The sequence below is a fragment of the Streptomyces sp. NPDC031474 genome, assembly GCF_055581185.1.
The window spans coordinates 370,539-383,243 of record NZ_JBVIJX010000007.1 but is presented as its reverse complement, the minus strand read 5'-3'; the positions used below and the strand labels follow the sequence as shown (position 1 = coordinate 383,243).

The following is a 12,705-nucleotide window of genomic DNA, read 5'->3' as shown; positions in this document are numbered from 1 at the left end:
TCAGTCCCTCTTTCCACGGGCGTTCCGCTTCTCCCGCCGGGAGACCGTGCGGCCCACGATCACGGTACGCCGGGGCTTGCCGGCGGGCGCGGCTTCCTTGCGGCCGCCGAGGGCCCGGCGCACCCCGTACCCGAAGGCGGCGACCTTGACCAGGGGGCCGCCGAAGGTGGAGGCGACGGTCGTCGAGAGCGCGGAGGCGTTCGACGTGACTTCCTGGACGTCGGTGGCGATCGCGTCGACCCGGTCGATCTGGGTCTGCGCGGAGCGCACCGCCGCGGAGGCGTCGGCCAGCAGCGGGACGGCCTGTTCGGTCACGTCCGCGACCAGCCGGGTGGTCGCCCTGAGCGTCTGGGCCAGCCTTGCCAGCGCGACGGCGAGGAAGGAGACCAGGATCGCCCAGAAGACGGCCACCAGGATTCCGGCCACCTCACCACCGGACACCGTGCACCTGCTTCCCGCTCTTCGGCGAAATCGATTGGGTTCCGAGCCTATCGCGCCGTCGCTGCCGTTCCGTACCGGATTAGGGGTGTGCGAAGGCCCGCCGCCCCGCCTGCCGGGGAGGCAGGGAGACGACGGGCCTGGGCGCAGAAGTCCTACGACCGCAGAACGATCCGGGAAAGGATCAGCGGGCGTAGTACTCGACGACGAGCTGCTCGTCGCAGATCACCGGGATCTCCTTGCGGTTCGGCTCACGGTCCAGGCGGAACGCCAGGGAGCGGAGGTTCACCTGGAGGTAGCGCGGGGTCTCGCCGTCGGGGGCGAAGCCGCCCTCACGGGCGATCGCGAAGAGGGTCTTCTCGCGGCTGCGCTCGCGGACCATCACGACGTCGTCGGGACGGACGCGGAAGGACGGCTTGTCGACCTTCTGGCCGTTGACCTCGATGTGGCCGTGGACGACCATCTGGCGGGCCTGGTAGATCGTGCGGGCGATGCCCGAACGCAGGACCAGCGCGTCGAGACGGCGCTCGAGCTCGATGATCAGGGCCTCACCGGTCTTGCCCTGGACCTTGGAGGCACGCTCGTAGGCGCGGACGAGCTGACGCTCGGACACGTCGTACTGCGCGCGCAGACGCTGCTTCTCGAGCAGACGGACCTTGTAGTCCGAGTTCTGCTTGCGGCCACGGCCGTGCTCGCCCGGCGGGTAGGGGCGGGCCTCGAAGTACTTGACGGCCTTCGGGGTCAGCGCGATGCCGAGAGCACGCGACTTCTTGACCTTGGGGCGGGACTGATTCGCCACTGTCTGTGTCTCTTTCCTAGTTTTCCGGCTTGTCAGAGTTGAGGGAGGTCGCATCCGCAGCCGGGGAAACCCGCCGGGTCCGCTCGGAACCTGCCGGGCAGCCGCTCCCCTGGTCTGGGCACATACGTGCAGCACGCGAGTGGCCCACCGACCGTTCCCGGAACTTCGGGTGGTGGTGGGCTGCCCGCGACACCGTTCAACGGTGCGCGACGCTCCTGGAGCCGATCCGATCCCAGGAGGACCGGGGCTCCGGCTGACTGTCCCGTTCTGACTGCACGGGACGCAGCACTTCGGGCGAGTCTACAGGGTGCTCACGACCCCCTGCGACCGAGGTGCTGTCTGGTCCACTCGACCGCGTCCGCGTAGCGGGCCTCGGCGCCGTGCCGGGTGGGCGCGTAGTACTCCCGGCCGTGGATGGCGTCCGGGGCGTACTGCTGGGCGGCGATGCCCTCCGGCAGGTCGTGCGGATACACGTACCCCTGCGCGTGCCCGAGCTTCGCGGCGCCCTTGTAGTGCCCGTCGCGCAGATGCGGCGGAACGGGCCCCGCCAGCCCCTTGCGTACGTCGTCCAGGGCGGCGCCGATCGCCGTCGTCGCGGCGTTGGACTTGGGGGCCAGGGCGAGGGCGATGGTGGCGTGGCTGAGGGTCAGGGCGGCCTCGGGAAAGCCGATCATGGCGACGGCCTGGGCGGCGGCGACCGCGATCGGCAGCGCGCCCGGATCGGCGAGGCCGATGTCCTCGCTGGCGGAGATCATCAGGCGGCGGGCGATGAAGCGGGGGTCCTCGCCGGCCTCGATCATGCGGGCCAGGTAGTGCAGGGCGGCGTCGACGTCCGAGCCCCGGATGGACTTGATCAGCGCACTGGCGACGTCGTAGTGCTGGTCGCCGTCGCGGTCGTACTTCACGGCCGCGCGGTCGACCGTCTGCTCCAGGGTCTGCAGGCTGATCTCGGTCTCGTCCTGGTCGAGGGCGGCGCCGGCGGCGGCCTCCAGCGCGGTCAGCGCGCGGCGGGCGTCGCCGCCGGCGATGCGCAGGAGGTGGGCCTCGGTGTCCTCGGGGAGGGTGACGGCGCCCTTGAGGCCGCGGTCGTCGGCCAGTGCGCGCTTGACGAGATCGCGGAGGTCGTCGTCGGTGAGGGGTTCGAGGGTCAGCAGGAGGGAGCGGGACAGGAGCGGGGAGATGACCGAGAAGTACGGGTTCTCCGTCGTCGCCGCGATCAGCGTCACCCAGCGGTTCTCGACGGCCGGGAGGAGGGAGTCCTGCTGGGCCTTGCTGAAGCGGTGGATCTCGTCGAGGAAGAGGACGGTCTCCTTGCCGTAGCCGCCGATGGCGCGGCGGGCGCCGTCGATGACCGAGCGGACCTCCTTGACGCCCGCGGTGATGGCCGACAGCTCCACGAACCGCTTGTTGGTGGCCTTGGAGACGACGTACGCCAGAGTCGTCTTCCCCGTGCCGGGCGGTCCCCAGAGGATCACGGACGACGGGCCCGCCGGGCCCTTGGCGCCGTCGCCGACCAGGCGGCGCAGGGGTGAGCCCGGCTTCAGCAGGTGCTGCTGGCCCACCACCTCGTCGAGCGTGCGCGGACGCATCCGGACCGCCAGGGGGCTCCCCGCGGGGTCCTTCTCCTGGCGGTCTTCTGCTGCGGCGGTGAACAGGTCGGGCTCCACACATCGGAGCCTACGTCAGGGGTCCGACAGTCCTGTCCGGGGCCGGGTCCGGGGCCGGTCCGCGGCCGGGCTCAGGCCCAGAGGTCGGTGCCCCAGCGGGTCAGGATCAGCATGGCGATGATGCCGACGTGGGTGGCCGGCAGGACCCAGGTGAACTCGCCGAAGAACCGCTTCAGCCAGCCCGGTGCGGGCAGCAGGCCGTTGCGCACGTTGAACGAGGTGACGTACCAGAACATGGTGATCGTCGCGACCCAGGCCAGCGAGCACCACAGGCACAGGGCGTTGATCTCGTACAGGGACTGGTACTGCAGCCAGGTGCAGAAGGACACGCCGAAGAGCGTGCCGAAGTTGAAGGTCAGCCAGTACCAGCGGGGGAAGCTTGCCCGGGCCAGCAGGCTCATGCCGACGCAGATGACGATGCCGTAGGCGACGAGGCCGAGCATCGGGTTGGGGAAGCCGAAGGCGGCGGCCTGCTTGCTCTCCATGACGCTGCCGCAGGACACGATCGGGTTGATGCTGCAGCTGGGGGTGAACGTCTTGCCGTCCACCTTGCCTTCGAGGATCTTGAACTTGTCGATCGTGATGACCCACGCGGCGAGCAGACCGGCCGCGCCGGTGATCAGCAGCAGGATCGCGAACGCACGGCTGCCGCCCACCGTCCGGGGCTCCGTCGCGGCGACGCGCTCGGGCTCGGACTCCGTGGAGACGTCTTTGACTGTCGTCTTGCTCATCACGCCGATCCGTCACTTGAGAGTTGGACCATCTTCGGGCAGGGGCCATTGTGCCGCACGGGGTCGTGTGTCCACCGTTCAGTGGACATAAGGAAGTACGCGCGGGCGCCCCTGGGCGTTCGGTTTCGGCCGATGGGCGAGCCGGGGCAGCACACCCGAGCGAAGGGTGCCGGACCGGACGATCCGGCACCCTCGTGGGGCCCTAGCCGAGCCTCGACTCCAGTTCCGCCACGATCTCGTTCACGCCGACCGCCGCCTGCTCACCGGACTCCATGTCCTTGAGCTGGACGACGCCCTCGGCGAGGTCGCGTTCACCTGCGACGATCGCGTAGCGGGCCCCGCTGCGGTTGGCGTTCTTCATGGCGCCCTTGAGCCCCTTGGCGCCGTAGGAGAAGTCGGCCGCGATGCCGACCTTGCGGAGCTCGGTGACCTTGGCGAACAGGACCCGGCGGGCCTCCTCGCCCAGCGGCACCGCGAACACGCTGGTCGTGGAGGGGAGTTCGAGCTCGATGCCCTCCGCCTCCAGGGCGAGGACCGTGCGGTCGACGCCCAGTGCCCAGCCCACCGACGGCAGCGCGGGGCCGCCGAGCATCTCGGAGAGGCCGTCGTAGCGGCCGCCGCCGCCCACCGCGGACTGGGAGCCCAGCCCGTCGTGGACGAACTCGAACGTCGTGCGCGTGTAGTAGTCCAGGCCGCGGACCAGCTTCGGGTCGTCCTCGAAGGCGACGCCCGCCGCCGTGATCAGCTCGCGGACCTCCTCGTGGTACGCCTTGCAGCCGTCGCAGAGGTAGTCGCGCAGCAGCGGGGCGTCTTTGAGCTGCTTCTGGACCGACTCGCGCTTGTCGTCCAGGACGCGCAGCGGGTTGATCTCCGCGCGGCGCAGGGTGTCCTCGTCCAGGTCCAGGCCGCGCAGGAAGTCCTGCAGCGCCGCGCGGTACACCGGCCGGCACTCCTTGTCGCCCAGGCTGTTCAGCAGGATGCGGAAGTCGCGCAGCCCCAGGGAGCGGTACGCCTGGTCCGCGAGGATGATCAGCTCGGCGTCCAGCGCCGGGTCCTCCGCGCCGATCGCCTCGGCGCCGACCTGCGAGAAGTGCCGGTAGCGGCCCGCCTGCGGCTGCTCGTAGCGGTAGTAGGAGCCGGAGTACCAGAGCTTGACCGGGAGGTTGCCCTGCCGGTGCAGGTTCGCCTCCAGCGCGGCGCGCAGCACGGAGGCGGTTCCCTCGGGGCGCAGGGCCAGCTTGTCGCCGCCCTTGGTCTCGAAGGCGTACATCTCCTTCGTCACGATGTCGGTGGACTCGCCCACACCGCGCGCGAAGAGCTCCACGTTCTCGAAGCCGGGCGTCTCGACATAGCCGTAGCCGGAGTTTTTGAGCGGTTCGGCGATGGCCTCGCGCACCGCGAGGAACTTCGCCGACCGCGGCGGGATCAGGTCGTACGTGCCCTTGGGGGCCTGAAAGGTGCTCACGGAAGTCTCTCGTCACATTCCTCGTCGGGGAGGAGCCGAAGGGCCCTCTCCCTGGCCGGCGGCCGCCACCTGCCGCAGATACTGGTTGGTGGCGCGCTCCTGGCCGATGGTCGTCTGGGGGCCGTGGCCGGACAGCACCACGGTCGAGTCGTCGAGCGGCAGGCACACACGGGCCAGCGAGTCGAGCATCTCGGCCATGTCGCCGCCGGGCATGTCGGTGCGTCCGATGGAGCCGGCGAACAGCAGATCCCCGGAGAAGAAGACCGACGGGATCTCGGCCGTCTCGGGCATCCGGAAGGTCACCGACCCCTTGGTATGGCCCGGCGCGTGCGCGACGGAGAACTCCAGACCCGCCAGGTTCAGCCGCACGCCGTCGGTCAGCTCCCGGACGTCGTCCGGCTCCCCCACGGTCAGCTCGCCCATCAGCGGCATCCCGAGGGACCGGCCGAGGGCCTTCTCGGGGTCGCTCATCATGTACCGGTCCTCGGGGTGGATCCAGGCCGGTACGTCGTGCGCGCCGCACACCGGGACGACCGAGGCCACATGGTCGATGTGGCCGTGGGTGAGGACGACGGCGACGGGCTTGAGCCGATGCTTCCTGATCGCTTCCTCGACTCCGGGGGCCGCCTGGTGGCCCGGGTCGATGATCACGCACTCCTCACCGGCGGCGGGGGCGACGAGATAACAGTTCGTCCCCCAGGCCCCGGCGGGGAACCCGGCAATGAGCACGATCGTCCTTCGTTTGTGTCGATACGCGTGGGCTTCTGACGGCTGCGCCAGTGGTCAGAGCCTACCGGCGCTGCCGTTTCCTCAGCGAACCCATATACGGTACGGGGCACACGCAGGCGGTCGGCTCACAAGACGCACGCGCCCCAGTCGACGTACGAGACGCACGAGGAGAGAACGCGGTGGTCACCCAGGAACAGCGGAAGCGTCAGCTCGCCCGGGAGAAGTTCTTGCGGCAGCAGCAGCGGCGCACCTCCGCCCGGCGCAAGGCGCGCATGCGCAACTCGGTGATCGCGTCGGTGCTCGGCGTGATCATCATCGGCAGCCTGGCGCTGTACACGACCGGCGTCCTGAAGGACGACGACAACAAGACGAACGCGAGCTCCGAGACCACGCCCTCCGCGTCGCCCAGCGCCGCGAAGGACCCGTGCGAGAAGCCGGCCGCGGGCTCGATCAAGACGCAGACCTGGAAGAAGGAGCCGGCGCTCACGATCGACACGTCGGCGAAGTACACGATGACGCTCGCGACGACGTGCGGTGACATCGGCATAGCGCTGAAGGCCAAGGCCGCGCCGCACACGGTCAACTCGTTCGACTTCCTCGCCGGCAAGGGCTACTTCGACCACACCAAGTGCCACCGGCTCACCACCAACGGCATCTACGTGCTGCAGTGCGGCGACCCGACGGGCCAGGGCAGCGGCGGCCCCGGCTACACGATTCCGGACGAGAACCTGAAGGACGCCAGCCTCAAGGCCAACACCTACCCGGCGGGCACGGTCGCGATGGCCAACACCGGTCAGGCGCACACCGGCGGCAGCCAGTTCTTCCTCGTCTACCAGGACAGTCAGCTGCCGCCCAGCTACACGCCGTTCGGTACGTTGTCGGCCGACGGCATGAAGGTTCTGCGGAAGATCGCCGCCGCGGGCGAGAGCACGGGCGCCGGAGACGGGGCCCCGAACGCGACGGTCGTGATCAACAAGGCGACGGTCACGAAATCCTGACGACGAACTGACGACAACCCGACGACTAAGGCGCGGTCAACTGCGCAATTTCGGTCGCGCTGGATGCGGACAGGCGGCCCGCCGGTCGCCTATGTTGGCCGTGACGAAACTGTGGACGATGCCCAGGGGCACTGAAGCCCCTCGGAGGCATCATGTGGAGGAGGCGCTGTGAGCAGCGACCCGTGGGGCCGCGTCGACGAGACGGGCACCGTGTACGTGCGTACGGCCGACGGCGAGCAGGTGGTCGGTTCCTGGCAGGCAGGCTCCCCCGAGGAAGCCCTGGCCTACTTCGAGCGCAAGTACGAAGGCCTGGTTGTCGAGATCGGCCTCCTCGAGAAGCGAGTGCAGACCACGGATCTGTCGGCGAAGGACGCGCAGGTCGCCATCGACCACATCCGCGAGCAGGTGGACGCGCACCACGCGGTCGGCGATCTTCAGGCCCTGCGGGACCGGCTGGACAAGCTGGTGGCGACCGTCGAGTCGCGGCGCGAGGAGCGCAAGCAGCAGCGTGCCAAGCAGTCCGACGAGGCCCGCAAGGCCAAGGAGGACCTGGTCATCGAGGCGGAGCAGCTCGCACAGTCCGACCAGTGGCGGGCCGCCGGTGAGCGGCTGCGCTCCCTGGTGGACACCTGGAAGGGTCTGCCGCGGCTGGACCGCAAGTCGGACGACGAGCTGTGGCACCGGTTCTCGCACGCGCGTTCGGCGTTCTCCAAGCGTCGCAAGGCGCACTTCGCGCAGTTGGACGCCCAGCGCGAGGACGCCCGCCGGATCAAGGAGCGGCTGGTCTCCGAGGCCGAGGGGCTGTCCGGTTCGACGGACTGGGGTCCGACGGCCGCGCGCTACCGCGAGCTGATGGCGGAGTGGAAGGCGGCGGGCCGCGCCCAGCGCGAGCACGAAGACGACCTGTGGAACCGCTTCCGCGGCGCCCAGGACGTCTTCTTCGCCGCCCGCAGCTCGGTCTTCGCCGAGCGGGACGCGGAGCAGACGGAGAACCTGAAGCTCAAGGAGGAGCTCGCCGAGGAGGCCGAGAAGCTCCTGCCGATCGGTGACCTGAAGGCGACGCGGGCCGCGTTCCGCTCGATCAACGAACGCTGGGAGGCCATCGGCCACGTCCCGCGCGACGCACGGCCGAAGGTCGAGGGCCGGATGCACGCGGTGGAGCGGGCGATCCAGGAGTCCGAGGAGGCCGAGTGGCGCCGGACGAACCCGGAGGCACGCGCGCGTGCCGAGGGTCTGACCGGTCAGCTCCAGGCCGCCGTGGACAAGCTGCGGACGCAGATCGAGCAGGCTCGCGCCCAGGGCAACTCGGCGAAGGCCGACAAGCTGGAGCGGGAGCTGGAGGGTCGCCAGGCGCTGCTGGACCAGGCGCTGAAGGGCCTGCACGAGTTCGGCGGCTAGTCGTTCGGCCGGATTCTCTTCGACGCGAAACGGCCCGGCGGTGGGAGACCACCGCCGGGCCGTTTCGCGTTGCCTTCTCCCGGGATCGCCCCCGGGCTTGCGTCAGGGCCTGCGTGCCGACGTCACCCGGTACACGTCGTAGACGCCCTCGACCCCGCGGACGGCCTTCAGGACGTGTCCCAGGTGCTTGGGGTCGCCCATCTCGAACGTGAAGCGGGAGGTGGCCACCCGGTCACGGGAGGTCTGGACGGCCGCGGACAGGATGTTGACGTGCTGGTCGGACAGGACCCGCGTGACGTCCGACAGCAGACGGGAGCGGTCCAGCGCCTCGACCTGGATGGCGACCAGGAAGACCGAGGACTGCGTCGGCGCCCACTCGACGTCGAGGATCCGCTCCGGCTCGCGGGACAGTGACTCCACGTTGACGCAGTCGCTGCGGTGAACCGATACGCCACTACCGCGTGTGACGAATCCGATGATCGGGTCGCCGGGCACGGGCGTACAGCACCGGGCCAGCTTGACCCACACGTCGTCGACGCCCTTGACGACCACACCCGGGTCCTGGTTGCTGCGCCGCTTGCGGCCACGGGTGCGGGACGGCGGAACCGCCTCGTCGATCTCCTCGGTGGCCGCCTCCTCGCCGCCGAGGGCCTGCACCAGCTTCTGCACGACGTTCTGCGCGGCCACATGGCCCTCGCCGATCGCCGCGTACAGCGAGGAGATGTCCGGGTAGCGCATCTCGTGGGCCAGCGTGACCAGCGAGTCGCCGGTGAGGATGCGCTGGATCGGCAGGTTCTGCTTGCGCATGGCGCGCGCGATGGCGTCCTTGCCCTGCTCGATGGCCTCGTCGCGGCGCTCCTTGGAGAACCAGGCCCGGATCTTGTTGCGGGCGCGCGGCGACTTCACGAAGTTCAGCCAGTCCCGGGACGGCCCGGCCCCGGCCGCCTTGGAGGTGAAGACCTCCACCAGGTCGCCGTTGTCCAGGGTCGACTCCAGCGGCACGAGGCGGCCGTTGACCCGGGCTCCTATGGTGCGGTGGCCCACCTCGGTGTGCACCGCGTACGAGAAGTCCACGGGCGTGGCGCCGGCAGGCAGCGCTATCACGTCACCCTTCGGCGTGAAGACGAAGACCTCGTTGCGTGACAGGTCGAAGCGCAGGGACTCCAGGAACTCGCCGGGGTCCTCCGTCTCCTTCTGCCAGTCCAGGAGCTGGCGCAGCCACGCCATGTCGTTGAGGTGGTCGTCCTTGCCGGTGGTCCGCGGCTGGTCCGAGCGCACCTTGGAGGCGCCGGCGACGGCCTCCTGCTTGTACTTCCAGTGCGCGGCGATGCCGTACTCGGCCCGGCGGTGCATGTCGAACGTGCGGATCTGGAGTTCGACCGGCTTGCCGTTGGGGCCGATGACCGTCGTGTGCAGCGACTGGTACATGTTGAACTTGGGCATCGCGATGTAGTCCTTGAACCGGCCGGGGACCGGGTTCCATCGCGCGTGCACGGTGCCGAGGGCCGCGTAGCAGTCGCGGACGGTGTCGACGAGGACACGGATGCCCACCAGGTCGTAGATCTCCGCGAAGTCACGGCCGCGGACGATCATCTTCTGGTAGACGCTGTAGTAGTGCTTCGGGCGCCCGGTGACGGTCGCCTTGATGCGGGCGGCGCGCAGGTCGGCCTGGACCTCGTCGGTCACTATGGCCAGATACTCGTCACGCTTCGGTGCCCTCTCGGCCACCAGCCGTACGATCTCGTCGTACATCTTGGGGTAGAGGATCGCGAAGGCGAGGTCCTCCAGTTCCCACTTGATGGTGTTCATGCCGAGGCGGTGGGCGAGCGGCGCGTAGATCTCCAGGGTCTCGCGCGCCTTCTTCTCCTGCTTCTCGCGCTTGAGGTAGCGCATGGTGCGCATGTTGTGCAGGCGGTCGGCGAGCTTGATGACCAGGACGCGCGGGTCCTTGGCCATGGCGACGACCATCTTGCGCACGGTTTCGGCCTGCGCGGCCTCGCCGAACTTGACCTTGTCCAGCTTGGTGACGCCGTCGACGAGCAGCGCGACCTGGTCGCCGAAGTCGCGGCGCAGGTCCTCCAGGCCGTACTCGGTGTCCTCGACGGTGTCGTGCAGCAGGCCCGCCATGAGGGTGGCCGGGTCCATGCCGAGTTCGGCGAGGATCGTGGTGACCGCGAGCGGGTGCGTGATGTACGGGTCGCCGCTCTTGCGCTTCTGACCGCGGTGCCAGCGCTCGGCGACCTGGTAGGACTTCTCGATCTGGCGCAGAGTGGCGGTCTCGATCTTGGGGTCGTTGCTGCGCACTATCCGCAGCAGCGGTTCCAGGACCGGGTTGTAGGGGTTCGCGCGCTGGACGCCGAGCCGGGCGAGGCGGGCGCGGACGCGGTTGGAGGAGCCGGAGCGCGCGGTCGGCTGGGCGGCGGCCGGGCGGCCGACGGGCGTGGCCGAGGGGCGGTCGGCCGGGGCCGGCTTGGGGCGGGGCTGCTCGGCCGGCTTGTCGACGGGCGCGGAACGGTCGTGCTCGACCGGCCCGCGCGGGTCGCTCTTCGCGGGCATGGCCGCGGGCGCCGAGGCGGACTCGGGCTTGGCGGCGGTCAGGTGCTGGGCCTCGTCTGGCAAGAGGACTCCTCGTGCGCGATCCGGGTCCCCGGTCAGGCTCCGGAGCACCCATCGTAGCGATCCTGGGCTCCGGGATCGCCTTCAGGCCGATGTGAGGGCCGTCTACCGGAGAAACGCAAGGGGCGGGCGCCGGATTCCTCCGGGCCCGCCCGCTTGGCGTACGGCGGTTTTCGGACTGTCGTCAGACGGTCGGCAGGCCGCCGTCAGATGGTCAGCAGTGACTCCAGCGGAGCCCCGCCGAGGGCGGCCTCCAGGCGGGGCCGGCCGGCGAGGAAGCTCAGCTCCATCAGGACGGCGACGCCCGCGACCTCGGCGCCCGCGCGATGGATGAGCTGGATCGACGCCTCGGCGGTGCCGCCGGTGGCGAGCACGTCGTCGACGATCAGGATCCGGTCCTCGGGCGTCAGGTCCTCGGCGTGCACCTCGATCTCGGCCGAGCCGTACTCCAGGTCGTAGGCCTGGGCGAGGGTCGCTCCGGGGAGCTTGCCCGCCTTGCGTACGGGGATGAAGCCGAGGCCGGCCCGAACCGCGACCGGGGCGCCCAGGATGAAGCCCCGGGCCTCCAGGCCGACGACCTTGGTGGCGCCGGTGCGCTCGGCGATCTCGGCGAACGCGTCGGTGAGCGCGGTGAACGCAGCCGGGTCCGCCAGGAGCGGGGTGATGTCCTTGAACATCACGCCCGGCTCCGGGTGGTCGGCCACATCACGGATGCGGCTGAGCAGCAGGGTCGTGATGTCGGTGACCTCGGTCATCGGCGCTTCCCCGACGGACGGCCGCGGCCCCGGCCACGGGACGCGGGCTGACTGCGCGGGCCGATGACCGCGGGAGCGGCGTCCTCCCGGTCGTCGTCGTAGGCGTCGTCGCCCCGGCCGTCGGCGAGCTGCTCCTCCGTCCTCGCCTGGGCGCGCTTGGCGAGGATCCGCTTCTTCAGCGCCTTGACCTGCGGCTCGCGCTCCTTGAGGTCGGCGACGAGCGGCGTGGCGATGAAGATCGAGGAGTAGGCGCCGGCCGCGAGGCCGACGAACAGCGACAGCGAGATGTCGTTGAGCGTGCCCGCGCCGAGGAAGCCGCCGCCGATGAACAGCAGGCCCGCGACCGGCAGCAGCGCCACGACCGTGGTGTTGATGGACCGGACCAGGGTGCCGTTGATCGAGCGGTTGGCGATCTCGCTGTAGGTGAAGCGGGTCTGCTTGGTGAGGTCCTTCGTCTGTTCCTTGAGGGAGTCGAACACGACGACCGTGTCGTACAGCGAGTAACCGAGGATCGTCAGCAGACCGATCACCGTGCCGGGCGTGACCTCGAAGCCGACGAGGGCGTAGATGCCGACGGTGATGGTGATGTCGTGGATCAGGGCGACGAGCGCCGCGATGGCCATGCGCCACTCGAAGGCGATCGCCAGGTAGATCACGACGAGGACCATGAAGATCGCCAGGCCCTGCCAGGCCTTGTTGGCGATCTGGTCGCCCCAGCTGGGACCGACCAGCTCGGCGGTGATCGTCTCCGGGTCGGCCTTGAAGTCCTTGGCCAGGTCGTTCTTGATCACGGTGGACTGCTTGATGTCCATGCCGGCGATCTGGATGCGCAGCGTGCCGTTGCCGAGCTTCTGCACGACCGCGTCATGGCCGGACGCCGACTTCGCGTAGTCCTCCGCCTGGGAGACGGAGACGCTGGTCTTCTCGGTGGTGAAGACGGCGCCGCCCTGGAAGTCGATGCCCATGTTCAGGCCGCGCACCGCCAGGCCGAGGATGGCCGTGATGGTGATCAGGATCGAGATGCCGTACCAGAGCTTGCGGTGGCCGATGAAGTCGTAGCTGACCTCGCCACGGTGCAGTCGGGCGCCGAGGTTGCCGAGTTTCGACAC

The 12,705-nt window shown here is 69.7% G+C and carries 11 protein-coding genes; 2 read left to right on the top strand and 9 right to left on the bottom strand.

The window, feature by feature from the left end; translation table 11 throughout:
- The 6 genes from ACZ5SK_RS16965 to ACZ5SK_RS16940 all read right to left on the bottom strand — a co-directional run bounded on the left by ACZ5SK_RS16965 (position 1) and on the right by ACZ5SK_RS16940 (position 5,829).
- Entirely contained in the window at positions 1 to 441 is a 441-nt protein-coding gene (locus ACZ5SK_RS16965) for a DUF948 domain-containing protein (protein WP_319334828.1), read from the bottom strand.
- A 181-nt stretch (positions 442 to 622) separates the two neighbouring features.
- Positions 623 to 1,237: a 30S ribosomal protein S4 gene (rpsD, locus tag ACZ5SK_RS16960; protein ID WP_079663510.1), complete on the bottom strand. Its 615-nt coding sequence runs from the start codon at positions 1,235 to 1,237 to the stop codon at positions 623 to 625.
- Between the two features lie 311 nt (positions 1,238 to 1,548).
- On the bottom strand, positions 1,549 to 2,904 hold the full coding sequence (locus tag ACZ5SK_RS16955; RefSeq protein WP_334583237.1) for a replication-associated recombination protein A: 1,356 nt from the start codon (positions 2,902 to 2,904) through the stop codon (positions 1,549 to 1,551).
- A gap of 71 nt (positions 2,905 to 2,975) precedes the next feature.
- The gene (locus ACZ5SK_RS16950) at positions 2,976 to 3,635 is read right to left on the bottom strand and encodes a vitamin K epoxide reductase family protein (RefSeq protein WP_334583238.1); all 660 of its coding nucleotides are present in this window, start codon (positions 3,633 to 3,635) and stop codon (positions 2,976 to 2,978) included.
- Positions 3,636 to 3,837: 202 nt separating this feature from the next.
- Positions 3,838 to 5,100 (bottom strand): histidine--tRNA ligase, encoded by a 1,263-nt coding sequence (hisS, locus tag ACZ5SK_RS16945; protein ID WP_334583239.1) that lies wholly within the window; start codon positions 5,098 to 5,100, stop codon positions 3,838 to 3,840.
- A 12-nt stretch (positions 5,101 to 5,112) separates the two neighbouring features.
- Positions 5,113 to 5,829 carry an MBL fold metallo-hydrolase gene (locus ACZ5SK_RS16940; RefSeq protein ID WP_334583240.1) on the bottom strand — a complete coding sequence of 239 codons (717 nt, stop codon included), beginning with the start codon at positions 5,827 to 5,829 and terminating at the stop codon, positions 5,113 to 5,115.
- A gap of 179 nt (positions 5,830 to 6,008) precedes the next feature.
- Here ACZ5SK_RS16940 and ACZ5SK_RS16935 point away from each other — a divergent pair, with 179 nt between their 5' ends.
- Positions 6,009 to 6,827, top strand: a complete 819-nt coding sequence (locus ACZ5SK_RS16935) for a peptidylprolyl isomerase (RefSeq protein ID WP_334583241.1) — start codon at positions 6,009 to 6,011, stop codon at positions 6,825 to 6,827.
- Positions 6,828 to 6,995: 168 nt separating this feature from the next.
- A complete protein-coding gene (locus ACZ5SK_RS16930) occupies positions 6,996 to 8,225 on the top strand; it encodes a DUF349 domain-containing protein (protein WP_319671189.1) in 1,230 nt (409 codons plus the stop codon).
- 102 nt (positions 8,226 to 8,327) lie between these two features.
- Here the strand turns inward: ACZ5SK_RS16930 and ACZ5SK_RS16925 are convergent, their stop codons facing one another.
- The 3 genes from ACZ5SK_RS16925 to secF form a co-directional block, all read right to left on the bottom strand.
- Positions 8,328 to 10,844 (bottom strand): RelA/SpoT family protein, encoded by a 2,517-nt coding sequence (locus ACZ5SK_RS16925; protein ID WP_334583242.1) that lies wholly within the window; start codon positions 10,842 to 10,844, stop codon positions 8,328 to 8,330.
- Positions 10,845 to 11,047: 203 nt separating this feature from the next.
- Positions 11,048 to 11,596, bottom strand: a complete 549-nt coding sequence (locus tag ACZ5SK_RS16920) for an adenine phosphoribosyltransferase (RefSeq protein ID WP_334583243.1) — start codon at positions 11,594 to 11,596, stop codon at positions 11,048 to 11,050.
- Entirely contained in the window at positions 11,593 to 12,705 is a 1,113-nt protein-coding gene (secF, locus tag ACZ5SK_RS16915) for a protein translocase subunit SecF (RefSeq protein WP_361701819.1), read from the bottom strand. The genes ACZ5SK_RS16920 and secF overlap by 4 nt, the downstream gene beginning before the upstream one ends.

Bases quoted from the DNA above. Each gene is read 5' to 3' on its own strand.
- ACZ5SK_RS16950 (WP_334583238.1), bottom strand. From the start codon at position 3,635: ATGAGCAAGACGACAGTCAAAGACGTCTCCACGGAGTCCGAGCCCGAG.
- ACZ5SK_RS16920 (WP_334583243.1), bottom strand. From the start codon at position 11,596: ATGACCGAGGTCACCGACATCACGACCCTGCTGCTCAGCCGCATCCGT.